22 protein-coding genes are annotated in these 23214 nt (G+C 35.2%); 11 read left to right on the top strand and 11 right to left on the bottom strand.

Features of this window, described 5'->3' with window-relative positions:
• Window positions 1-6: 6 nt before the first annotated feature.
• Window positions 7-375, bottom strand: a complete 369-nt coding sequence (locus DPQ89_RS00555) for a hypothetical protein (RefSeq protein WP_127714079.1) — start codon at window positions 373-375, stop codon at window positions 7-9.
• Entirely contained in the window at window positions 375-866 is a 492-nt protein-coding gene (locus DPQ89_RS00550; protein ID WP_127714077.1) for a YceI family protein, read from the bottom strand. Before DPQ89_RS00550 ends, DPQ89_RS00555 begins: the two co-directional genes overlap by 1 nt.
• A gap of 121 nt (window positions 867-987) precedes the next feature.
• Here DPQ89_RS00550 and DPQ89_RS00545 point away from each other — a divergent pair, with 121 nt between their 5' ends.
• From DPQ89_RS00545 to DPQ89_RS00535, 3 genes are all read left to right on the top strand, one after another.
• Window positions 988-2085: a hypothetical protein gene (locus DPQ89_RS00545; RefSeq protein ID WP_127714075.1), complete on the top strand. Its 1098-nt coding sequence runs from the start codon at window positions 988-990 to the stop codon at window positions 2083-2085.
• Between the two features lie 64 nt (window positions 2086-2149).
• Window positions 2150-2749 (top strand): LemA family protein, encoded by a 600-nt coding sequence (locus DPQ89_RS00540; protein ID WP_127714073.1) that lies wholly within the window; start codon window positions 2150-2152, stop codon window positions 2747-2749.
• 2 nt (window positions 2750-2751) lie between these two features.
• On the top strand, window positions 2752-4674 hold the full coding sequence (locus DPQ89_RS00535; protein WP_127714071.1) for a M48 family metalloprotease: 1923 nt from the start codon (window positions 2752-2754) through the stop codon (window positions 4672-4674).
• Here the strand turns inward: DPQ89_RS00535 and DPQ89_RS00530 are convergent.
• From DPQ89_RS00530 to DPQ89_RS00505, 6 genes are all read right to left on the bottom strand, one after another.
• Window positions 4671-5714 carry an ABC transporter ATP-binding protein gene (locus DPQ89_RS00530; protein WP_127714069.1) on the bottom strand — a complete coding sequence of 348 codons (1044 nt, stop codon included), beginning with the start codon at window positions 5712-5714 and terminating at the stop codon, window positions 4671-4673. The genes DPQ89_RS00535 and DPQ89_RS00530 overlap by 4 nt on opposite strands.
• Window positions 5711-7348: an iron ABC transporter permease gene (locus DPQ89_RS00525; protein WP_127714067.1), complete on the bottom strand. Its 1638-nt coding sequence runs from the start codon at window positions 7346-7348 to the stop codon at window positions 5711-5713. The genes DPQ89_RS00530 and DPQ89_RS00525 overlap by 4 nt, the downstream gene beginning before the upstream one ends.
• Window positions 7329-8315 carry an extracellular solute-binding protein gene (locus DPQ89_RS00520; RefSeq protein WP_127714065.1) on the bottom strand — a complete coding sequence of 329 codons (987 nt, stop codon included), beginning with the start codon at window positions 8313-8315 and terminating at the stop codon, window positions 7329-7331. The genes DPQ89_RS00525 and DPQ89_RS00520 overlap by 20 nt, the downstream gene beginning before the upstream one ends.
• 90 nt (window positions 8316-8405) lie before the next feature.
• Entirely contained in the window at window positions 8406-9038 is a 633-nt protein-coding gene (locus DPQ89_RS00515) for a ParB/Srx family N-terminal domain-containing protein (protein ID WP_127714063.1), read from the bottom strand.
• 66 nt (window positions 9039-9104) lie between these two features.
• Window positions 9105-9563: a CBS domain-containing protein gene (locus tag DPQ89_RS00510; protein ID WP_127714061.1), complete on the bottom strand. Its 459-nt coding sequence runs from the start codon at window positions 9561-9563 to the stop codon at window positions 9105-9107.
• A gap of 98 nt (window positions 9564-9661) precedes the next feature.
• Complete coding sequence (locus tag DPQ89_RS00505; RefSeq protein WP_127714059.1) at window positions 9662-10219, bottom strand: PDC sensor domain-containing protein; 558 nt, start codon at window positions 10217-10219, stop codon at window positions 9662-9664.
• 242 nt (window positions 10220-10461) lie between these two features.
• Between DPQ89_RS00505 and DPQ89_RS00500 the strand changes: the two genes are divergently transcribed.
• Window positions 10462-11139, top strand: coding sequence for an START domain-containing protein (locus tag DPQ89_RS00500; RefSeq protein ID WP_164848202.1), 678 nt, complete (start codon window positions 10462-10464; stop codon window positions 11137-11139).
• 56 nt (window positions 11140-11195) lie between these two features.
• Complete coding sequence (locus DPQ89_RS00495) at window positions 11196-11600, top strand: response regulator (RefSeq protein ID WP_127714055.1); 405 nt, start codon at window positions 11196-11198, stop codon at window positions 11598-11600.
• Here DPQ89_RS00495 and DPQ89_RS00490 read toward each other — a convergent pair.
• On the bottom strand, window positions 11597-12607 hold the full coding sequence (locus tag DPQ89_RS00490) for an ATP-grasp domain-containing protein (protein ID WP_127714053.1): 1011 nt from the start codon (window positions 12605-12607) through the stop codon (window positions 11597-11599). The two genes, DPQ89_RS00495 and DPQ89_RS00490, sit on opposite strands and share 4 nt — an antisense overlap.
• Window positions 12604-13587 carry a putative zinc-binding metallopeptidase gene (locus DPQ89_RS00485; protein WP_127714051.1) on the bottom strand — a complete coding sequence of 328 codons (984 nt, stop codon included), beginning with the start codon at window positions 13585-13587 and terminating at the stop codon, window positions 12604-12606. The genes DPQ89_RS00490 and DPQ89_RS00485 overlap by 4 nt, the downstream gene beginning before the upstream one ends.
• Window positions 13588-13779: 192 nt before the next feature.
• Between DPQ89_RS00485 and DPQ89_RS00480 the strand changes: the two genes are divergently transcribed.
• The 5 genes from DPQ89_RS00480 (at window position 13780) to leuS (ending at window position 21400) form a co-directional block, all read left to right on the top strand.
• Window positions 13780-14211 carry a hypothetical protein gene (locus DPQ89_RS00480; RefSeq protein ID WP_127714049.1) on the top strand — a complete coding sequence of 144 codons (432 nt, stop codon included), beginning with the start codon at window positions 13780-13782 and terminating at the stop codon, window positions 14209-14211.
• A 56-nt stretch (window positions 14212-14267) separates the two neighbouring features.
• Complete coding sequence (locus tag DPQ89_RS00475; protein ID WP_127714047.1) at window positions 14268-16202, top strand: prolyl oligopeptidase family serine peptidase; 1935 nt, start codon at window positions 14268-14270, stop codon at window positions 16200-16202.
• A gap of 69 nt (window positions 16203-16271) precedes the next feature.
• Complete coding sequence (locus DPQ89_RS00470) at window positions 16272-17381, top strand: FliG C-terminal domain-containing protein (protein WP_127714045.1); 1110 nt, start codon at window positions 16272-16274, stop codon at window positions 17379-17381.
• 125 nt (window positions 17382-17506) lie between these two features.
• Window positions 17507-18499: a serine protease gene (locus DPQ89_RS00465; RefSeq protein ID WP_127714043.1), complete on the top strand. Its 993-nt coding sequence runs from the start codon at window positions 17507-17509 to the stop codon at window positions 18497-18499.
• Window positions 18500-18625: 126 nt separating this feature from the next.
• Window positions 18626-21400 (top strand): leucine--tRNA ligase, encoded by a 2775-nt coding sequence (gene leuS, locus DPQ89_RS00460; RefSeq protein WP_127714041.1) that lies wholly within the window; start codon window positions 18626-18628, stop codon window positions 21398-21400.
• Window positions 21401-21427: 27 nt separating this feature from the next.
• Here the strand turns inward: leuS and DPQ89_RS00455 are convergent, their stop codons facing one another.
• Entirely contained in the window at window positions 21428-22465 is a 1038-nt protein-coding gene (locus tag DPQ89_RS00455; protein WP_127714039.1) for an ABC transporter substrate-binding protein, read from the bottom strand.
• 117 nt (window positions 22466-22582) lie between these two features.
• On the opposite strand from DPQ89_RS00455, the gene msrA reads away from it, so the two are divergent.
• Window positions 22583-23170, top strand: coding sequence for a peptide-methionine (S)-S-oxide reductase MsrA (msrA, locus tag DPQ89_RS00450; RefSeq protein ID WP_241558763.1), 588 nt, complete (start codon window positions 22583-22585; stop codon window positions 23168-23170).
• Window positions 23171-23214 lie beyond the last annotated feature (44 nt).

Genomic DNA, 23214 nt, shown 5'->3' with positions numbered 1-23214 from the left:
TCTAAACTAGAGAGCATCAATCCAATTAATAAGAGCATTATACTGAGTCTCTGTGAGAGTAGGGCTTAAAAGTGGCATATCTCCACCTCTATTTTTTAGCCTTGTAATTAGAGGGCTCGATAGTGCACTACCTGCAACAATAGACCCATTGGCAATCCACAATTGGTCAGTATTTAGAGTTGACCAAGAGTTGTGATAGCCCGTGTGACAAGAAATACATTCATCATTTATAACTGCAAATGCCGTAACCAAATTTGTATTTGAGGGGTCAATTCCGTTTCCACTAAGAAGAAAGTCTTTAGAGTTTGTATTCCAAGACTGTCCACAAGAAGTGCTAGTTATTAAAAGGAGTAATTGTAAAGTCTTCTTAATCATTACTTAACCGGTACAGTAGCAGTTACTTTAACAATATCTTTTACACCTACACCCATATAGTTTATACCCTCAAAGTTAAAGTCTTTAAGACTTAAATTAAAAACTGCTTGAATATACTTTGAGTTTAATTTCTTATATGTAAAGGAGACCTTCTTCTTTATAGATCTAATTTGGATAATGGCCTGACCTTTCCCGTCTTTTCCTGCGGCCTTCAATATTTCAACTTTTGGATACTTCTTATACTCAAGTTTCTTTTTTGTGTGGTCATCTCTAAGATCCATTCCTGTTTTAAACTTTTGAACAGAAGCATAAAGTGAATTGGAAATTAACTTGTCGCCTTTTTGAGTAACTGAACCCTTGAGCTTACCTTTGATTTGAAAACTGCCTGCTGGAGAGAGGTTAACATCAACTATGACGCCTTTACTCGCGGCCATTGAAGAAAAAGAAAAAACTAAAAATAAGACAATCTTGACTAAAAAACTTTGTTTCATTTAAACCTCACAATGGTATTAGTTTACCTGATATCTCAAGAGCATAAAATGGGAATTTTCGACCTTAATATTTTACTCAAACATCCGAATAGAAAATAGTATTTCTTTAGAAGGTGAAAAAATGGAAAATAAATTTAAATGGTCAAGTATTGTTCTCGTTGTCGTTTTGTTAGTAACATATACTCACTGCGACTTAATGATCACTCCTCAAAATGCAAAAGTTAACTATAAGAATAAAAACAGTTCTTCAACTTCTTATGATACTTCAAGCACTGCACCTTCTGAAATTAGTACACCTTCAACTGATTATGCAAATGCCTATAGCTACTATGAAGAAGTTGTTAGTCCTGCACTTCAAGCTCAAAACTGTCTTCTTTGTCACTCTAGTAATGGCGGAGCACCGATCAGTGTAGGAGAATATGATCAGCTTAAGGCGCTCATGATGAATTCTACAAATTATCAAGGCTCAACTCTTAATATGAAAATGATTGGAAGTATGGCCCACGCTGGTGGAGTCAAATGTGCTAATTCTACAGAAGGTATTTGTGAAAAATTTGCGAATTGGTATGCCCTAGAGTTTTCTCAACTTAATCCTCCTGTTGTAGATAATCCTCCAACTAATAGTGGAAGCGGTGTCATGGGAAGTGTTGATGTTATAAGCTCTTTGGGAAAGATTAATGGTTGGGCAGGAGATAGTTTTAATGTCAATAGTACACTTCAAGTTGAATTCTATCTCGATGGACCAAAGGGAAGTGGAACATTTCTAGGAAGTGTGAGTGCGAATCTTCCTGGAGGTAGTGTAACAGGAAATCATGGTTTCATATTCTTCATTCCTTCTCAATATAGAGATGGAAGCGCTCACCAGTTATACGGTTATGCTATTGATTCAAATCAGCAAGAGATCGCTCTAGCTAATTCTCCTCAAAATATTTATACATATGCTCCAAGTATCGAAGGGTATGACTTCTATCAAAATAATGTAAAACCTCTACTAGACAGTAGATGCTCAAGTTGTCACGCAGTTAATTATGACCAGCATTTTAATTCTCTTCTTAGTCCTTCTCCAGGTGCCGGAGGGAGTGCGACTAATAATGAGATGATAAATATGCCTGCAGGAAGCCATAATGGTAAAGGACATCCTGGTGGGAATATTTGCGGTAATAAGAATAATTCTCCCTGTTCGGAGATTCAAGCTTGGTGGCAAGTTGAATTTCAGTAAGAATTATTTTAATGTAATAAAGTATACTTAATAATAAAATTATAAAGATAATTTAGGAGTAATAATGGAAATTATTTTCATCGGCATGGCGGTATTCGCTCTAATTGGTTTGTTCTTAATATTCTATTTTATAGGTATATATAACTCCTTAGTTAGAAAGAGAAATGAGTATCAGAATTCTTTTAAGCAAATTGATGTTCAACTTAAAAGAAGGTATGACCTAATTCCTAATCTTGTAGAAACAGCTAAGAAGTTTATGTCTCACGAGCGTGAAACTCTTGAAGCAGTAATTATGGCAAGAAATCAAGCGGCTGGAGCGATGAAGGCCTTAGGTGGTAATGCTGGAAATATAGAAGGAATGAAAAACTCTATGCAAATGGAAGGAATGCTTTCTCAAACTTTAGGTAAGTTATTTGCAGTAAGTGAGAGCTACCCTGAAATTAAATCAGATTCTACTATGAGTGATCTTATGGAAGAACTTAAGAGTACTGAAAATAAAATTTCATTCGCAAGACAACACTATAATGATTCTGTGACAGATTATAATAATACAAGAGAAGTTTTTCCTTCTAATATTATTGCAGGAATGTTTAATTTCATTGCGGCAACTCTTTGGGAAATTACTAATAATGTTGAAAGAGAAGCAGTTAAAGTAGAATTCTAAAAATGAATTTTTGGGAAAAACAACGTCAATCTCGTTCAAAGACAAGATCATATATTTATTTATTCCTACTCTCTGTAGTAGGAATAATTATTGCCGTCAATATTGTTGGAATCTACACTTATATTTCGTTCGTAGGTCACAATACTTCTGCGACTGGATTTTTTAGTGCTGCGATACTTAAGTGTATTGCTATTACGACCTGTGGAACAATCCTTATCATCTCTGGAGCCTATTTCCTTAAAAAACTTCAACTCTCAAGTGGAGGAAGAAGTGTTGCAAAAATGCTAGGTGCCAGAGAACTTAAAGGTGAGCTCACAGAAAAAGAACTCATTTATAGAAATGTGGTTGAGGAGATTAGTATTGCTAGTGGAGTAGCGATACCGGCCATCTTTGTTTTAGACAGAGAGTCGAGTATCAATGCATTCGCAGCAGGTCATGATATTAATGATTGCGCCATATGTGTAACACAAGGAACATTAGACTACCTAGACCGTGATGAATTGCAGGCCGTTGTTGCTCACGAATACGGACATATTTTTAATGGAGATATGCTACTAAATATGAGACTGATAGCAGTCCTATTTGGAATACTTGTTATTGGTGAAATCGGTAGGGTGTTGATGAGAGCGCGATCTTCTAGAAGAACTGTGAGAAGATCTAATAGTAAAGACTCCTCTGGTTCTATTGTTATTGTAGGACTTGCTATCTTTGTAGTAGGTTATATTGGTCACTTTTTTGCGTCTCTAATTCAGGCGAGAATATCTAGAGAAAGAGAATATCTCGCAGATAGTTGTTCTGTTCAGTACACTCGAAATCCTCAATCACTGATTAGATTATTTAAAAAAATATATCTACAACAAACGAAATGGATTAGCAGTACAAGCTCTAAGCAAATTGCGCATATGTTCTTTTCACAGGGATTGAGCTTAAATAGTATGATGGCCACTCATCCAACAATTCTTAGCCGTATTGAACATGTTGATCCAAAGTTTGATAGAGAGAACTTTTTAAAAAATGAGAGACATGACTTTGAAAAAGAAGTCTTTGACGAAAAATGGAAGGCCCAAGAAAAGAAAAAGGCTACGCAGCACTTGATTAAGAAAGGGTTAATTAACGATGAAGAAAATCAAGTAGGAATTATAAATCGCATTGGCAGTGTTGATGACGCATCTCTTGTTAATAGTCAAAATATTTTAAATACACTTATACCTCTTGAAGTTAGAAACTTTCTGTATAAGAAGCAAGACTGTGTTCTTGTTATCTATTCCTTATTTGTTGATCACAATAATTTTAAAAAAAGACAAGATCAAATTGATTTATTAAGGGAGCGATTAGATGAATCATCTTTACAAAGTCTAATTCAAATCGTTGATAACATGATTTCAATGCCACAAAAAGCTCGCTTTTCTTTGATCGAATTAGCAATGCCCGCATTAAAGAGGTTGAAGTCAAAAGACAGAGATAAGATGTTCGAAGTTATTAATGTTCTAATCTTTAGTGACTCAAAAACTAATGTTCGCGAATTTCTTTTACTAAGTGTTTTAGAGAGCTTAATTAATGAAAATAAGTTGGATACTAGGTATAAGAAAGGAAGTCTTCTCACTGATAACTTGGAGGAAGTGAGTGTAGTTCTAAGCTTTTGGAATTTGACATCAAATAATTCTAAAAATGATACGAGTTCTTTTTCTCAGGCGATCAAGGAGCTAGGGGTAAGTATCACGTTAAGAGACAAGTCTCAGTTAAATTATAAGTGCGTAAAACAATCGTTAGAGTCGTTAAAGTTTCTGAAAGACGAGGAGACTGAAAAGTTAATTAAGTCATTAGTCAGAGGAATTCTTAGTGATAATGTTGTTACTCCTATAGAGCTGATGTATTTGAAAATGGTATGTCTGATCCTCTCAGTTCCTTTTCCTCAAATTGATTAGTTTGTAATAATTCTAATCTTATCAAAGTCGAAGTAAAGGCAAAGTTCATCGTCACAAAAACCTTCCATGTCACTACTCGATCGGGAGAGTTGTAGTTGAATATCATTACACTCTAGAGCTAAGTGGAAGTGATCTCCTCTAAATTGGCTAGAGATAACTTTGAACATATATTTATTCTTGTCACATAGCTCTGTGCTTATAGCATCCGAAGGAATGTAGAAGAAATAGCTCCTATTAGAGTCGTGTTTACAAGTGGCCTGCATTTCGAATAGAGGGCAGTAGAATGTATTTTTATCGTTATTATATTTTGCTGGGATAGTATTTTTACTACCTAAGAAGTTCGCTACAAATAAATTCTTAGGTCCTTGATATATTTCTCTTGGGGTAGCTTCTTGAATTATTTGGCCATTATCTAAAATAGCTATTCTGTCTGCTATATCATACGCCTCATTTTGATCATGAGTTATAAAGATAGCACTAATTTTTGCCTTTTTTAAAATTTCTCTAAGCTCTAATCGTAACGATTTTCTAAGAGTAGGGTCCAAGTTACTAAATGGCTCATCAAAGAGAATTAGCTTGCTACCACTTGCAATTGATCTTGCAATGGCAACTCTTTGTTGCTGGCCTCCAGATAACTCGTGAGGGTATTTCTTATTTTCTTTCTCTAGATTAACAAGACAGAGAACGTCATTTAAGATTTTATCTTGATCCTTCTTACTTGATTTTCGTATTGCAAAACGGATGTTTTGTTCGATATTTAAATGTGGAAAAAGAGCATAATCTTGGAAAACCAGAGAAATATTTCTTGTCTCAGGTGATTTCGTAAAATTATTAGAAGAGATAATCTCACCGTTGTAGCTTATCGAGCCGCTTGAAATATCTTCAAACCCAGATATACAATGAAAGAGTGTCGACTTTCCACAACCACTTTCTCCAAGAACACAAAGAATTTCGCCTTCTTCTAAATCGAAACTAAGGTTGTTTATTACTTTATTATCTGGATAGCTGAAATTAATAGACTCTACTGTAAGGATACTCATATTCTTTCCCTTTTTTGGCGAGATGAGAAAATTAATAGGGCAACTGAGATCATTCCTGTTAGCACAATCATTAGACCTGCAATGGAGGCCTTTTCCCACTCGCCCTCAGAAGTAAATTCATATACTTTAACTGACAATGTGTCATGACCAAATGGTCTTAACATTAGGGTCATTGGCATCTCCTTCATAACTTCAATGAAAATCATTATAAAAGCGCTCGATATACCGCCCTTTATAATAGGGATATATATTTTATGAAGAATCTCAATGGGACGTGCTCCCATTGATCTAGCCGCTTTATCAGTATTATTGGAAATTTTCTTTAAAGCAGATTCTATACTTTTAAAGGCAAGAGAAAGAAATCTTGTCATTAATCCAACAATTAAAATAATATAGAGAAATGTGTTTTGATCTATGGACGGGCCAAGAATTGATTTTATTTGTGTAAATAAACTGAAAACAGCTACCGCTATTATGCTTCCTGGAATGGCATAGCCAAGAGTTGATGCCTTATTCACTCTTGTCCAAAACTTACTGTTTATAAGTTTTGCTCCCGCGCACACAAGTAATGCAACTATAGTAGTTATGATAGCGGTGGTAAGAGCAATCTTAATTGAATTTAAAAGATAAGGAATATTCTTTTCAATTTGCTCTATTGTAATAAGGTTTCTTACCCACAAGAGTAGTTGAGTTATCGGGATTATAAAAGTTAGTAAAGCTGTAATTAGTAGCCATACTGAAGCAATAAGTTGCTGCGATTTTGAAAGGATAAAGATATTATTACTCTTGTTACTCTTTTTAGAAGTGTATTTTTGTTTTTCAGTATATTTCACTTCTATTAAAAGTATAAAAATTGCCACTACTATTAGGAAAGTACTTAGCTTCGTTGCTGTTGAAAGAGAGTACATACCTGTCCATGATTGGTAAATTGCAGTTGTGAATGTATCTACATTGAAAACTGACACGGCTCCAAAGTCGGCGAGAGTTTCCATTAAAATAATTGTGGTGGCGGCAAGAATCCACGGCCTTGCCATAGGAATTGAGATTTTAAAAAATGTTTGTATTTTGCTTAGACCCAGTGACCTCGAGACTTGGAATAGTTGTGGCCCTTGATTATCAAAAGATTGTTTTAACATTAAATATACATAAGGAAATAATCCAAAAGAAAAAATCAATGAACTTCCTAGAATAGACTTTATCTTAAAATAGCTATGAAGATTAATATCCAAAGACTCACGAAAAAACTCCATGAATCCAGAAGAGTACTCAAATAATCCAACATAAATAAACGCTAGAACATATAGTGGAAAGATTAGTGGAACTATTGAGAGGAAGTGTAATAACTTTTTGTATTTAAAGTTTGTAAATGAGCAAAGCCATGCCGCGATAAGCCCTAGTGTCAGTGAAAATAATAAAGTCAAAACGGCGAGCATGAATGTATTATAAATAACAGATGGCACTACATTCTTTAGAGCATGATCCCATACTGTAGGGTCAGCTTCAAAACCAAAAATGGCCTTATAAATTAAGGCCATAAAGGGCAACATGATTAGAGTACATATTGCTAGAATGAATACTTTTTGAGTGGAATGCTTGTTGTTTAAGCCTCCAAAACTATTTGTAATGAACTTCATGCATTAGCTTGATAGCATCCTTTTGTAGCATTCCAGCTTTGGATAAATTAAACTCTTTGTCAGATTTGAAACTTCCCCAGCTTTTTACTAATGGGTCTAAGTTAACATTTGGATTTGCTGGATATTCCATATTTACAGAAGCAAATAGCTCTTGTGCCTTTCCACTAGATAGCCATTCTAAAAACTTTGTAGCTTCTTTCTTATGCTTAGAATATTTTAGAACACCTGCTCCTGAAACATTTATATGTACTCCAAGCTTTGTTTTCTGATTTGGCCAGAATATTTTTACAGGAAGATCTTTATTTTCTTTTAGTAGTCTTCCAAAGTAATAAGTATTCACAATTGTGACGTCACATTGACCAGCAATAATAGCTTTTATTGCCGCAGTATCATTAGAGAAGATCTCAACATTATTGGCAACCCATCCTGCAACAACTCTCTTAGCTTCTTCTTTTCCAAGAGTATCGATGAGTTCAGCGACTAGTGATTGATTGTAAACTTTCTTCGAAGTTCTTAGGCAAAGCCTTCCTTTCCATTTCTTATCTGCTAGATCTTGGTAAGTAGAAAGCTCTGACTCTTTAACTCTTTTAGTACTATATACTATTGTTCTGGCCCTAAGAGATAAACCGAACCATTGATTTTTTGGATCTTTAAAATTGCTAGGGATATTTTCTTCTAGTGTTTTGCTGCTAATAGGCTCTAGTAGGTTCTGAGTAGATGCAAACCATAAGTTTCCACCATCAACTGTAAAGAGTAGGTCAGCTGGAGTTGAGCTTCCTTCTGCTTTTAATCTCTCAATTAAGGCACCATCTTTGTTAGTTGTATATTTAAATTTTACGCCAGTTTCTTTAGTGTAAAGGTCTAGAATTGGCTTTATTAAATGCTCTTTTCTTGAAGTATAAATCGTAAGTTCACTGGCCTGAATAGATAGGGCAGATACTAGTAGTAAGAAGATTATAGTTTTCATATTTATCCTTTAGTAAATTTACTGTTTGATATATAAAACTTTTGTAGAAAAGGCAAACTAATTCGTTTAGATATTTGTAACTTATTGATTCTATTTAATAAATCCAGGCAGTTCTCGTGCTTCTCTAATGTGGCACAGAGGAAGAACCTCACTCAATTCTACTAGTTTATTTGGAGTACCCATATTGTAGAAGTGTTCGGCCCAGTAGAATTGCTGATAGGGAGTATCTGTTTTTTTGTAACATTTTTCATCTAATGCTCTGGAGGCAATACTTCTCAAGGGATTGTCTACTAGGTCTGCTATATGTCTTGGAAGTTTATTGAATGCAATTGGCCTAAAGTCGGTGTCTTTAAGGTAGACAAAGTTATTCTTGATCATCTTAGCTTGAAACTCTTTACGCTCTAGATTACTCCAATCATGAATAACTCTTACTTGTATTCTCTTATATGCTGATGGAATGTCAGAATTTAAAATGGCGTAGCTAGTGTGATGTCTGTCAATTATCCATAAGTGATTCTCGGGTCCTTTAATAGCAGGAGCAGTTTTCTTTTCTAGATATTTTGAAAGTTTACCCTTGGCGTAAAGTTTTTCAATTTTCTTAATTTTCTTTAAGGCCTCTTTTTTTCCAATACTAAATTGAGTTGGTCTAATTGTTTCAATTTCAACACTAAATGGATTAGCAAATAGATTAAGGACTAGAATTGTTATTAGTTGTAGAATCATGAATGGATATTAGTAGAAAATAACAAAAAAGCCAAGGCGATGAAGGATCATCGCCTTTTTAAATAGTTAGCTCATTGTTAATATATCTTGATCAACGAAGAACTTCACAAAGTCAGCTTCAGTAATAATACCGATTAGGGAATTTGTTTGCTCATCTACAACAGGCAAACAACCAAGTTTCTTTTCTTTTATAATTGAAGCAGCTTCTTGTAGAGGAGTTTCAGGGTACACAACAAAGATCTCTTTGTTCATTACTTCTCCAACAAGTATTGACTCTCTTAGGTCTGCATTGGTGGAAAGTGATGAGTACATCTCGACAAGTACTTTAAGTAAGTCTCTATGGGTAATGAGTCCTACCATTTTATTATTTTCGACAACAGGTATATGCCTTACTGATTTCCAGTTCATTATAGTGTCTAAGTCTTTTAGATTATGATCTGGAGAGAGCACGAATAGCTCAGTTGTCATTATATCTTTAACTTTAATGGAAACAAGAGAGGATTCTCTAGTTGATTCTACTTGCATCTTAATCTCCTTATAGAAGTAGTATGCAAATAGTTTAAGAAGTTTCTCTAGGTTAATCTGCTACTAATCGCACCTATAAAAGTGATTAAAATCAGGGTTTACTTCGTTTTTACGCCGATGGTAATAACACCCAATTTTGAAGTTCCTTCCTTTATTGGATATGAGACTTGTAATTGGAATTCCCCTGAACTCTCATCTTTTTCTGGCTCACTTATATGAGGGTCTTCACCATTAACAAAAACATTGAACCACTTCTCTTCATCTCCTTGGTCATAGTCAGAAGTTGGTGGTGAGGCGCAAATTGTTTCTCCTCGATTGTTCATTACAAAAGCTTCTGTTGCAAATCTATAGCGAGAATTAAAGCCTGCTAGTAATTGTGAGCACTGAGCGTCTAAAACATCTTTCACAAATTGTGGTTGAGCAGCACCTTTTTTCCATGCTCTCCATTGTTTATCTTTTGCATCAATGTCGGCAGGAGCATTTTTTGATTCTCTTGCTTTTGGTGCGTTTGATTTCTTTAATTGAGTAATTATCTCCGTACCTGTAAAGGCACCAGAAATATATTTACTCGCTTTAGATTTTGCTCGATCCTTTATGTTGTCAGCGAGAGTAGGGACCATAGAAAGTGCTAAGCAAATTATTATTAGTGTCTTCATTAATTCTCCTTTTTAGTATTTCTATTTATCGGGGAGTGGTTTTTATACTTCATAAAAATAAGTATCTTTAGACAAAATTTTATTTACTATTTTTGATCTATTACATAGTTGAGCTTATGGTTAGGGTATTGAGGAGTACTTTATTGAATTTGATTTGATCTTATTACTTGAAAAATTTTTCCCATTTGAAAAAAACCATAGTATGTTAGCATATAAAAAATCACAAATATAAGGCCAACTCTTTGAAAAAATTTACTTTTATAATCCTACTTTTTTGTTCAAGTGTCTTTGGGAATGAACTTGAAAAGCACTTTCGAGCTGATGCCTGGGAAAAAGTTTATAGTAAAGATGGAGTACTGGTTCACTCTCAAAAAGCAAAGGATTCACAAATAGTAGGGTTTAAGGCCGAGTCGGTCTTAGATGCATCTCTTGAAAATGTATTACAAGTACTCAGAGATGTTGAGGGCACGTCACGTTGGGCCCCAAATATGGTCGAGAAAAAAACGATAGAAGATATTTCAGATGTGAAGGCCGTTACTTATAATAATAATGATCTACCTTGGCCTGCTACGGATAGAGATATGGTTTTAATTAATGAATTAAGACTAGATCGTAAAAATAAAGTCTTAGTCGTTGATACCCATTCTGTCACACACGAAAAGTATCCTCACTTTGATGACATAGTTCGAGCAGATATGCCGTACGGAACACTCGAATTTAGAAGAAAAGATAAAAAAGCTTGGGTTAGGATGACCATTTTAGTTGATCCAAAAGGTTCTATTCCTATTTGGCTAGTAAATATGCTTCAAAAAATGCTTCCTCTTCAGTTCTTAAAAGCTCTAGAAAAAGAGGCCCAATTAAAGAAGCCTGAGAACCTTCCGGGAGTAAAGAAGCTTCTTGCTGAGCTTGATTCCCTCTAGCATCTTTTAAAGAAATCTTATGATTTACTTATTTAATCTAGCGTTATAATTAATTCATGAAATTAACAAATACTCTAAGAATTCTTGTTGTTGAAGATGATGTAGATACGAGAAACTTAATTAAAGTCATTTTAAGAAAGACAGGATTCAAAAACCTATCTTCTGCGGTCGATGGAGAGGATGCTCTCAAAGTTATGAAAGTTTCTTATATGGAAGACAAGCCTATTCAATTAATCTTAGCTGACTGGAATATGCCTCGGCTTGATGGAATCAGTTTTTTAAATAAATTAAAACAAAGCAATGACTTTAAAGAAGTTCCTTTTCTTATGATTACTGCTGATAGCGATAGGGCACATGTCGTTGAGGCGATTAATTCGGGAGTATCTGGTTACTTGATAAAACCTATAACTCCAGACAAATTGAATCAAAAAATTGTTCAAGTCGTAAAAAATGCACCTTAGACTTTCTTGGCCCAGCCCTTTGCCAGTTTTAAAATATCTTTGAGAACCATTGGATACGTCATTCCTAAATGATTAGCGCTAGTTGCAAAGTCATCGTCTTTAGAAATATTTGGATTTGGATTCACTTCAATAATATAGACTTCACCAGTGTTAGTCATTCTAAGATCTATACGAGCATATCCATTTAGATTTAAATGCTTGTAGGCACGCTTACAAACTTTGTTTATTATTTCTTCTTCCTCTTTGCTAACAGTTGCAAAAGTTGTCGTGATTCCTTTTCTATTTCTGTACTTAGTATTCCACTTAGCGCTTCTGGAGTAGAATTCTTTTTCAGGATGTTCTACCTTTTCAAACTTTAATTCCCAAATAGGTAAGGGCTTTAATTTGTAATTACCAAGAATACCTACATAAAACTCTCTGCCTTCAATAAACTCCTCAACAATAGCGTCAACTCCAATTTTGTGATTTATATATTGGACTCTCTCATAGAGCTTTTCTTCACTATGAACAACTGAAGCTTTAGATATGGCGAGGGAAGCTTCCTCGGTAAGACATTTTACAATGAGTGGAAAAGACAGGGACTTATTTTTCTTAGTTTTTTTATTCTTTGGAAAAACCTGAAAACGAGGCGTCTTTAGTCGGTGATAAAGTAATATTTTCTTGGCCAGGGCCTTATCCCTAGCAAGCATAAGCCCACGTGGATTACATCCCGTATAGGGAACTCTAAGGAGTTCTAAATAACTAACAACATTTTGATCGAATAGAACCTCTCCATCAAATTCTTCAAGTAAGTTAAAGATTAAGTGAGGACTATATTCATCGATAGCATCTTTGATTACTTTTAGATCTGATATCACTCCAACTGCGATTGCAGTGTGACCAAGGGCCTCAAGACCTCTCATGACATCCCACTCGGTTATCCAAGGAACTTCATCTCTGTCGAATTCATCTTCTGTTTTGCTAAGTGGTGGCACTAGATCCTTGTGCATGAGAACCAAAATTTTCACATAATAACCTTATGTTGTCCTTGCTTGATATATGAAATTGTTTTTCTATACAAGAGAGCTTCAATTTCTTTCTTGGTTTGAGAACTCGGTTTTTTAAGTGTTAAGCTTTTTGCTTTGCACTCCTGCTTAAGTTCTTTAAAAACATCCTTAACTATATAATGGTATTGATTTGTAGTTTTTGCAACTTTAGAGCAAATCTCTTTTTCTCTTTTGGAAAGAAAGCTAGAGGCATTATTATGACTACCAGGTTTAAATATACGATTTAAGTTTCTTCCAAATAATTGCTTCTTATACTTATTCTTTGACTTTAGTTTTCTTTCTAAGTATTTCTCCACTGTAATTGAGAGAGTTGAAATTTCATCTAGAGTATCTTCACAGGTAATTAACTCTCTAGGATTGAGTTTTCTCATTACACTATCTACATATTCTAGTTTCATTATGGCCGGCCACTTCGCGTATTTCTTTTTCCAATTAGAGTTCGGATCAAGCCAAACAGCAAATGTTTCAGCCCAATCTTCTTCCGGGTGAGATTGAGCGTAGTTTTCCTCTAGATTGATTACATACCTTTTTGAGTATGGCCTTCGGGTATATTCTTTGGGGTATGGGGTTTGGACACGGCCAAATAATTCTGCTCTTTTTGTAAGCTCTCTAAGGCCGTAGGCATTATCTAGGGCATGTGCTACCTCGTGCCTAATAAGCTTCAAACACCAATTAAGATCTTCTCCTTCTGCGTATCCTATATATTGTTTCTCTAGTTCGATTAACTCTTTGCTGAGTAGATAGAAGGGAATAGCAATCCCTGTGATACCGTCAGGACAGAACCATTCGTCAGATATCCAAAAATGAAGTTCTATCTTGATTCCCTTTAAGTCGAGCTCACTACGCACTATCTCAATGGCCTTCTCTACGACTGAGTCTGAGAAGTCTAAATTAAGACTGCAAAGAGGTACCTTTAGGAGATTGTTATTGAGTTTATTCATAGGAGCTATATAGCATTTACACTAGGTTTTGCGCAATGAGTCTTGCTGGTAAACTGTAATAAATACATCAGTTTATGAAGAAATCTTGAGATGTTGTCCCTAAATATTAATTTATTGTTAAAATAGCAAAAGATTCGTATTGAAATTAAATTTTATTCAAATTTGTGCCGTTAAATATAGCAAGAGGACATTATGGATAATGAAATGAAAACTTTCTTTGTTGATGAGATCAAAGAAATTAGAAAGAATATGACTATGGCAATAAGCAGCTTGATCGAGTCTAAAATGGAAAATAACTCCGGTTTTGAGACTTTTGGCCAGCTGGTTGATCGTATTTATGGAACGGCGGCAACTCTAGGTCTTAAAGAGATTAGCGAGTATATGAAAGCTGTTAAAGATGTTAGCTATATGGCCTCTGCTAGTGAGAATGAATCTGGCAAAAAGAAAACGGTTAAATTTCTTATAAAGTATGTGGAGTTGAGCGATCAAATTTGTGAAGCAATTTACAATACTGAAGAATTGGCCAAAATAAATCGACTTCTAAATGTCGAAAAATCTCGTGCAGAACTTCTTAATCGAAAAGAGTTTTTCAGTGTTCAAAAGAAATCCTGTGATATTGAATAAGTAGACAATTTTCTTCATAAGTTCTAGATTTATTATAAATAAATCTAGGAGAAATTTTGAAATTACTACTATTTCTAAGTACGTTAGTACTTCTATCTTGTTCTCATATATCTTCGTCAAAAAAAACTTATTCTGGCCATGGGGCAGAGAGTGTATCTAGTGAGGACTTAAACCTCTACGCACCTAAGGCGCTGGCTAAAGAACTTGTTAATGAAATTGAATCTCAGCAAGAGATCAGGACAACTGGTCTTGGCCAACTCTCACCAAATGGTAAAAATCTATTCTTTTCATGGTCTGTAACTGGGACGAGTCAGGTCTGGAAGATAGATGGTCCTATGAGGTTTCCAATTCAGTTAACAGGGGGAGATAATCCAACATATCTACAGGATATAACAGAAGATGGGAAATGGCTTATTCATAGCAGAGATGATGGTGGAAATGAGTATCCGTCACTTTATAAACAGTCTCCATCTGGTGGGCCTTTAGAGCTTATTTTTGGGCAAGATAAGATTAAGACCACTTATATGCGACAATCCAGAGATGGAAAATATATTTATTTTAGGGCCAATAATATCTCCCCAACAGTATGGGGGATTTATAAGATGAATCTAGCTACAATGGATAAAGAGTTGTTGTTTAAAGGGGAAGGTTATTGGAGCATAACTGATCTGGGTGAAGATGGGGAAATGCTACTTTCACATGCGACTGGAAATGTCACAAATGAGATCTACACTTTTAATGAAAAGACTAAAAAATTATCACCATTACTAGGTCAAAATGAGTCGGAGTCTTACTACGTAAAATATTCCGCTCAAAAAGGTCATTATCTCGTACAAACAAATAAGTTCTCTGATTTTCATAAGCTCTATCTTTATGACACAAAGAAATTTAAAGCAATATCAACTAGAGAGTCAATGGATGTTTCGAGCTTTTCAAAGTCTAGGAATGATGAACGAATTTTAATTCTTTATAATAATAATGGACGTTATGAAATAGAAGGTATTAGCGCCAGAAACTATAAACAAATCAGACTTCCAAAAATGAGTTCGGCTTTACATACTTACTTTGGAGACTCAACTTCGAATGGGCGCTACACAATTTTTGGACAGAGCTTCTACAATAAACCTCGAAGCAGCTTTGTTTATGATTGGAGTAGAGGGACTTTAGTTGAATGGACATTGCCTAGTACTCCTGAAGTTAAAACAGATCACTTCACGCAGTGGACTAATGAATACTATCTTGCAGAAGATGGAACAAAGATACCAATGATTGTAAAGCGACCTAAGCAATGTATTAAAAAGAGTTGTCCTGTCATAATTTCTTTTCACGGAGGTCCGGAAGGACAATCTATTCCAAGCTTTAGCACTGTTTCAGAAATGTACGCCAGTAGAGGCTTTGTTTACGTTAAGCCTAATGTTAGAGGAAGTAGAGGTTATGGAAAAAAGTGGCTTAATGCGGATAATGGGGCCAAGAGATTGGACGTTATAACTGACATTCGAGATTGTGCCGTCCATGTACAAAAACATTGGAGTTTTGATGGTGTTGTTCCTAAGATTGGTGTCACAGGGGGCTCTTATGGAGGGTATTCTACTCTATACGCTATGACTGTTTTCGCTGATTACTTTGACGCTGGTGTTGCGAGGGTAGGTATGAGCAGTTTAGTAACTTTCTTAGAAAATACAGCGCCACATAGAAGATATGTTCGAGAAACAGAGTATGGATCACTAGAGAAAGACCGAGACGTTTTAGAGAAGCTATCTCCAATTAACTATATTGATAGATTAAAAAATCCTCTCATGATTATTCAAGGAGTCAACGACCCGCGAGTTCCTGCAGGTGAGTCTATTCAGTTTAAAAAAATGTTAGATAGTAAAGGAATTAAGTCAACTTTAGTTCTCTTTCGAGATGAAGGACACGGAGTTAAAAAGCGTAAGAACAGAACTCTACAAACAGGTCATACATTAAATTTCTTTATGGAGAATCTATTGTAGTTTTTTAAAAAATAGCTGTAAATAATTGAAAAATTTGAGATAATAACCTCTTCAAGGAAAGATATTTTTATGAAGATGTGGTCAACGTATCGAAAAGATATAATTATTTCTAAGCTACGCAAAATCTGTGAGAATTCAGAGGTTGTAACTCTTTGGCAAAATAGAAACGGTGAAAAGATAAAGTTCTCTGGAGTTATCACTGAAGTTAATGACTCAAACACTATCATAGAGTTAGATCCGTCCTATAAAAAATCAGAGTATCCTCTTACTAAAGACGAAACTCTCTTCGTTCACTATGCGGCCGGAGATGCTCTTTTTAAAAAAGAAACTTTCATGACTAAAGAGCTTGAGATAAATTTCAAAACTCCTGTTGAACTTATGATGAAAGAGAGAAGAAAAATAGAACGCTTCTCATTTAAGTATCAAGATTTTAAAAATGTAACTTTTAAGACTTCTTCTAATGGAGACAATTCTAATGTAAGGACCTTGTCTTCTATTTTAAAAGACCTTTCTACTGAAGGGCTTAGTCTTGTTATTCATGAATCAGAGATCAAGGGCCTTAGTGAAGGAGATAGCGTTTATATTACTGCTATAACTGATCAGAAAATGGATTCGGGTCATCTTGGTGAGATAAAGTATATTGCTCCTTACACAGTCGGAGTGGAGTCTGATTCTCAGTTATTTAAAATTGGAGTGGCATTTACTGAGTCAATGGAAGCTGTCACTTATAAGTCTATTCATTCAATCGTAGATAAAAAGCAAACAAAGCTAAAGGGCTTAAGTGTTGATACATTTAATGGACTTACGGAGAGTGAACAAGAAAAGCTATTACGTAAGATTTCAGAAGATAATCATGTTCTCTCAAATAATATTAGGGAGCAAATTGAAGTTATTGATCGCTTGAGGTACTTAACGACACAGATGAAACAAAAATTTCTTCTTGAGGTTAATCTAGACCTTCTTGCAGCGGCACTGAGAATGAGTTCTAAAGAGCTGGTTTATGAGCTCATGAGTGAAGTAACAGATACGATGAGAGAGGAATTTCTTTATAAGTTAGATATTGCCAAAGCGCCCTCTGCAATTAATAAGGCCCAAGACGAGATTGTAAAGTTTATGAGGGAAAAAGAAAGAGCAGGGGAGCTAGTGCTTGATCCAGAGTCATTCGAAACTTTGGTTTAGTAATTTCAGTGCCTTAGGTAGATTTATTTTTAAATTCTGTAAATAGTATTGAGTTTATACAAATCTGTAGACTTTGCGCGTCATTTGTAAGAGTATGGCCGAAATTAAAACAAATTTGAGGTCATATGAAGCATTCATATTCATTATTATTTACATTAACTCTATCTATTCTAACTTCTTGTGGAAGTGGAAATGACTCATCACCAGATCAGTCGGGTGTAACAGATCTTACGGTTCAAAAGTATAATTTCTCTTCAGTTTCTCAGTGCGATAGCAAAGTTAAGCTTAAGGCCATTTATGGTACTGATGATCGGGTCGATATTTGTTCTTCTAGAATTGGAAAGCGTGAATATGAAATGGCGAAGAGCACGGCCATGTTAATTGAAGCAAAGAATCTTAAGGCGATTGGCAGATTAAATGGAAAGGTGATTTACCAACTAATTTCTGAAACTTTAGAGGAGAGCTTTGGAGCTCCTGCGTGTTCTAATGTTTCTTTTAAGGACGAGAAGTCTCCAGGTTTTTGCTCTGGCTTTCTTTATAACGCTGTAAATACTGACAAGAGGAGTGTTCTAAGTGCAGGTCATTGTTTTTGGGATACTGACAAAGAAGACGTTAGAGTTATTTTTTCTATTAATAACGCTGGAACAAAAATAGTTTCAAATAATCCACAATATTCTTCGGAAATTTTTATTTCTGAAGATCAAGTTTTTAATATTGCTAATACAACAATTGAGAATCAAGATTTTACGATAATAACTTTAGATAGAGCTGTTCAAAATGCTACTCCACTTCAGGTTGATACAAGTGCAAGACCATCAGTAAATGAACCACTTCAAATGATGGGTCATCCATTTGGACTTATGTTAAAATTTACTGAAGGAAGAGTTGTTATCAATGAAGATGATGATGAGAATTTTGGGGCCCATATCAGTTCATTTGGTGGAAACTCAGGTTCTCCAGTTGTGAATAAGAACACCGGTAAAGTTGTTGGAGTTCTCGTTTCTGGACAAGATGACTATAACTACAATTATGCAAATGATTGCATGGAACAGACGACTTTCTCTACAAATGATTCAGGATATGAAGGTGTCTTGAAAATCGGTCAATATATCTACTAGAAATTGGCCCAAACAATGGGCCAATACTCTCTTTTCCATACAAAACTCAGGCTTTTTCTGTACAATGTAGCAAAACTTTTTTAAAAATTACCTTTTAAAATTATTCATCCTCAAAGGAATGTTGCAATGAGCTATAATTTTGTAGATATAGAAAATAAATGGCAAAAATTTTGGAGTGACAATCAAACTTTTAAAGTAAGTGAAGATAAGACAAGGCCAAAATTTTATATTTTAGATATGTTTCCATATCCATCAGGAGCAGGATTACATGTAGGTCATCCACTTGGTTATATAGCTTCCGATATTTATACAAGATTTAAAAGGTTGTCTGGTTTTAATGTTCTCCACCCAATGGGATATGATGCGTTTGGGCTACCTGCTGAACAATATGCTATTCAAACAGGGCAACACCCTGCCAATACAACTAAAGAAAATATTATTCGCTATAGAGCGCAGATGGACAATATTGGGTTTTCTTATGATTGGTCTAGAGAAGTTCAAACATGTGATCCAAATTACTATAAGTGGACTCAGTGGGCATTTATCCAAATGTTTGAACACTACTATGATTTAGATGAAAATAAAGCAAAACCTATCTCTGAGCTTATTTCAAAATTCAGCTCAAACGGTAGTGAAGCAGTAAATGCACACTGTGGTGAATTTGAGCACTTCTCTGCCTTGCAGTGGAATGGATTCGATGAAAAGCAAAAAGAGCTAGTTCTCCAAGAGTTTAGACTTGCTTACCTTGCTCAGACTGCTGTTAATTGGTGTCCTGCTCTTGGAACGGTCTTGGCCAATGATGAAGTAAAAGATGGTCTATCTGTTCGTGGATCTCATCCAGTAGAGCAAAAGAAAATGCAACAGTGGTGTTTAAGAGTTTCAGCGTACGCGACAAGACTACTTGAGAATTTGGATGAATTAGACTGGTCTGATTCACTAAAAGAAATGCAAAAAAATTGGATTGGAAAATCAGTTGGTGCACAAATAGAGTTTAAGGTTAAAGATAGTGATGTTCAGTTTGAAGTCTTCACTACTAGGGCCGATACAATCTTTGGTGCGACTTTTGTTGTTCTTGCTCCGGAGAGTGAACTGGTTGATCAGGTAACTACGAGCGCTCAAAAAACAGCAGTAGAAGACTATTTATTAGAGACGAAAAAGAGAACAGAAAGAGATAGACTTGCAGACGTTAAAAGAGTTTCTGGTGTTTTTACTGGCGCTTACTGTGTGCACCCTTTCACAGGAAAAGACATTCCAATTTGGATTGGTGATTACGTCTTAGGTGGATATGGTACAGGGGCCATTATGGCAGTACCTGCTCACGACTCTAGAGACTATGCGTTTGCAAAACATTTTGATATTGAAATTATACAAGTTGTTTCAGGTGGAGATATTTCACAAGAGTCATACGATGCCAAAAGTGGAAAGATGATGAACTCAGATTTCCTAAATGGTCTTGAAGTTAAAGAAGCAATCGCAAAGATGATTGAGGCGGTAGACGCCAAAGGTCTTGGAAAAAAGCAAACTAACTTTAGGTTAAGAGATGCTATTTTCTCTCGTCAAAGATATTGGGGAGAACCATTTCCAATTTACTTTAAAGATGGAATAGCACATCCGCTATCAATGGAAGATCTTCCATTAGAACTTCCTGAGGTCGATAAATTTCTTCCAACCGAAGATGGTCAACCCCCACTTGGAAGAGCAAAGAACTGGAAAACCAAAGATGGCCATCCTTTAGAAATGTCAACGATGCCAGGCTTTGCAGGTTCATCTGCATATTACCTTAGGTATATGGACCCTCATAATGGAGAAGCTTTAGTTTCTAAAGATGCAAATGAGTATTGGCAAGACGTTGACCTTTATATTGGAGGAGCTGAGCACGCTACCGGACACCTTATCTACTCGAGATACTGGAATAAATTTCTCTTTGATATTGGGCATGTTTGTAAAGAAGAGCCATTTAAAAGACTTATCAACCAAGGAATGATTCAAGGTAGATCGAACTTTGTTTATAGAGTTAAAGGGACAAATAAGTTCGTCTCACTTGGTTTAAAGGATAAGTACGATACTCAGGAAATCCATGTTGATGTTAATATTGTGAAAAATGATCAGCTTGATCTTGCTGCTTTTAGACAGTGGAGACCAGAGTTTAAAGATGCAGAGTTTGAAACGGAAACAATTGATGGAAAAGAAGTCTATAATTGCGGTTATGCTGTTGAGAAAATGAGTAAGTCAATGTTCAATGTTGTAAGCCCTGATACAATTGTTGAAAATTATGGAGCAGATACTTTAAGGCTTTATGAAATGTTTCTAGGACCTTTAGAACAATCAAAGCCTTGGAATACCAACGGTATTGAAGGGGTTCATAGATTCCTAAAGAAAGTTTGGGCCCTCTTTCATAACGATGAACAATTCAGTGTAAGTGATGAACAACCAAGTAAAGAAGAATTGAAGACTTTCCATACTTGTTTGAAAAAGGTCTTAGAAGATCTTGATACATTCTCTTTCAACACCTCTGTTTCGGCATTTATGATCTGTGTAAACGATCTTGCAAAGCTTAAGTGTAATAATAGAGAAGTATTAACTGACCTTATCAAAATACTTTCTCCATTTGCTCCTCATTTGTGTGAAGAAATCTGGGAGAAATTAGGAAATACTGAAAGTATTACTTTTGCATCAATGCCAGAGCTTAATGAGTCCTATCTTGTAGAAAGTACTTTTAAATATCCTGTTTCATTTAATGGTAAGATGAGATTCTTGATGGATATTTCTATTGATGCTTCAAAAGACGAAATTCAAAAAATAGTTCTTGAAAGTGAAGTTGCTCAAAAATGGATAGAAGGAAAGACAATTAAGAAAGTCATTGTTGTTCCAAATAAGATAGTAAATATAGTTGTAGGTTAGACTATTGGCCACTCTTATAAAGGGTGGTCAGTTCAGCTTAAAATTATATTTCTTATGTTTAGAATAGAATTTTGAAAACTTCTTAAAGTTTAACTTTTTCTTATTTCCATAAAATGTCTGCAAGATACTGCGAACATTTTTCTTCGTTGCGATGGCAAAAGGGGTTTTATAAGTCACTCCTAAGTCATTTTTAAAATCTATGCCGTTGTGATAATCAAAAAGTGCAACTAGAGCGAATGCTGGCTCTAAGAAATGTCCTCCAGCAGAACATAGAAGCTTACCCTTTTCAATTAATTTAAAACCGTTAGAGGTCCAGTCTATTCCACAGATATGATAACTTCTCTTTGAGTTTTCAATTACTCCCTCTGCCATTGAGTCACTTGCGACAACAAAGCCACAGGTTGTTGGATATCGCAATTCTATATGAGGGATCATTTTCTCTACATTCGCCTTCTTCCAAGAGGCAGAGAAAACTTGCTGTAATTTTAAATGATATTCTTTAGAGATATCTTTAAAAGCCTGCTCCCTCTGTAGAGAGGCGTATGATAGATGATTTCCGGTAATTGCAATAATATTTTTATTTATAGAGCAGGCCTTCGCAACTTCTCTCGTTATTAATTCTCCTGCATCGTAATCATCAGGATAAAAGTGTCCAATCCAGTTTTTAAAAATTTCTCTAGGCTTTGCTATCTTCTTTCTACCTGATGGATCAATATCCATATTTACAAAGAAGGCCTTAATATCTGCTTTTTGTAATAGACTAAGAATATCTAACTCAAAGTATTTGTAAGGTAGACCTATGAAATATTGAGGTCGGGTTGCAATTGGTCGCTGAACTAATTGTCTAATAGCTTCCATATAAAATGAATGGTGAGAGTTCGTGTAAATTATTTCAAGTTCAACACCAAGATCTGAAGCTGATTTGATTAAATGAGAGTAGGTCGTTGGCCAGAATTCATTTTCAGAGTTCTTAGGATCTGGAGAGACAAAAACTACTCTAGGGTACTTCTGAGCGAATGAACTTAAACTAAAAATTAGAAATACTATTGTAATAATGACTTTCATTAAACTCTCAAAGCAATAATATATTTTGTAACAATTCCATATTCTGTCTCACTAAGTGTTATGGCCATATAGGCCAATCTCTATGATACTAAATAATAGTTAATTAATGGTGAATTTATGAAAAAAGCTCTATATTGTACAATTCTTTTTATTTTATTTGGAGGAGTGGTCATGGCCAAGGAAAATATTAAACAGGCTACATTTGCTGGAGGCTGCTTTTGGTGTATGGAGCCTCCTTTTGATAAGCTTAAAGGGGTTAAGTCCACTATTTCTGGTTACGCTGGAGGTCATGATTTAAACCCGACCTACGAAGAGGTTAGTGCGGGTAAAACAGGACACACTGAAGTTATTCAAATTACTTATGACGAGAATTTAGTAAGTTATGAGACTTTATTAGACACATTTTGGAAGAATATTGATCCAACAGATGCTCATGGGCAATTTGTTGATAAGGGCAGCCAGTACCGACCTGCTATTTTCTTCCATGACGAGACCCAAAAAGAAGCTGCTCTTAAAAGTAAGAGCGACCTTGAAAAGAGCGGTAGGTTCAGTTCAAAAATAGTTGTCGAAGTAACCAAATTAGATAAGTTCTTTCCTGCGGAGGAGTATCATCAAGACTTCTATCAAAAAAGCCCTGTTCGATACAAGTTTTATAGATATAACTCAGGACGGGACCAATTTCTTAAGAAAGTTTGGGATAAATAGGACAAAAATTGCAATTGGTTTGCAAAAATATTGATTCATGAGTA

It is taken from the genome of Halobacteriovorax sp. HLS (assembly GCF_004006665.1).
Classification (GTDB): domain Bacteria; phylum Bdellovibrionota; class Bacteriovoracia; order Bacteriovoracales; family Bacteriovoracaceae; genus Halobacteriovorax.
The sequence above is the reverse complement of the archived record's forward strand: the minus strand, read 5'-3'. Positions and strand labels throughout refer to the sequence as shown.

Bases quoted from the DNA above. Each gene is read 5' to 3' on its own strand.
- DPQ89_RS00555 (WP_127714079.1), bottom strand. From the start codon at position 375: ATGATTAAGAAGACTTTACAATTACTCCTTTTAATAACTAGCACTTCT.
- DPQ89_RS00550 (WP_127714077.1), bottom strand. From the start codon at position 866: ATGAAACAAAGTTTTTTAGTCAAGATTGTCTTATTTTTAGTTTTTTCT.
- DPQ89_RS00545 (WP_127714075.1), top strand. From the start codon at position 988: ATGGAAAATAAATTTAAATGGTCAAGTATTGTTCTCGTTGTCGTTTTG.
- DPQ89_RS00540 (WP_127714073.1), top strand. From the start codon at position 2,150: ATGGAAATTATTTTCATCGGCATGGCGGTATTCGCTCTAATTGGTTTG.
- DPQ89_RS00535 (WP_127714071.1), top strand. From the start codon at position 2,752: ATGAATTTTTGGGAAAAACAACGTCAATCTCGTTCAAAGACAAGATCA.
- DPQ89_RS00530 (WP_127714069.1), bottom strand. From the start codon at position 5,714: ATGAGTATCCTTACAGTAGAGTCTATTAATTTCAGCTATCCAGATAAT.
- DPQ89_RS00525 (WP_127714067.1), bottom strand. From the start codon at position 7,348: ATGAAGTTCATTACAAATAGTTTTGGAGGCTTAAACAACAAGCATTCC.
- DPQ89_RS00520 (WP_127714065.1), bottom strand. From the start codon at position 8,315: ATGAAAACTATAATCTTCTTACTACTAGTATCTGCCCTATCTATTCAG.
- DPQ89_RS00515 (WP_127714063.1), bottom strand. From the start codon at position 9,038: ATGATTCTACAACTAATAACAATTCTAGTCCTTAATCTATTTGCTAAT.
- DPQ89_RS00510 (WP_127714061.1), bottom strand. From the start codon at position 9,563: ATGCAAGTAGAATCAACTAGAGAATCCTCTCTTGTTTCCATTAAAGTT.
- DPQ89_RS00505 (WP_127714059.1), bottom strand. From the start codon at position 10,219: ATGAAGACACTAATAATAATTTGCTTAGCACTTTCTATGGTCCCTACT.
- DPQ89_RS00495 (WP_127714055.1), top strand. From the start codon at position 11,196: ATGAAATTAACAAATACTCTAAGAATTCTTGTTGTTGAAGATGATGTA.
- DPQ89_RS00485 (WP_127714051.1), bottom strand. From the start codon at position 13,587: ATGAATAAACTCAATAACAATCTCCTAAAGGTACCTCTTTGCAGTCTT.
- DPQ89_RS00480 (WP_127714049.1), top strand. From the start codon at position 13,780: ATGGATAATGAAATGAAAACTTTCTTTGTTGATGAGATCAAAGAAATT.
- DPQ89_RS00470 (WP_127714045.1), top strand. From the start codon at position 16,272: ATGAAGATGTGGTCAACGTATCGAAAAGATATAATTATTTCTAAGCTA.
- DPQ89_RS00465 (WP_127714043.1), top strand. From the start codon at position 17,507: ATGAAGCATTCATATTCATTATTATTTACATTAACTCTATCTATTCTA.
- leuS (WP_127714041.1), top strand. From the start codon at position 18,626: ATGAGCTATAATTTTGTAGATATAGAAAATAAATGGCAAAAATTTTGG.
- DPQ89_RS00455 (WP_127714039.1), bottom strand. From the start codon at position 22,465: ATGAAAGTCATTATTACAATAGTATTTCTAATTTTTAGTTTAAGTTCA.
- msrA (WP_241558763.1), top strand. From the start codon at position 22,583: ATGAAAAAAGCTCTATATTGTACAATTCTTTTTATTTTATTTGGAGGA.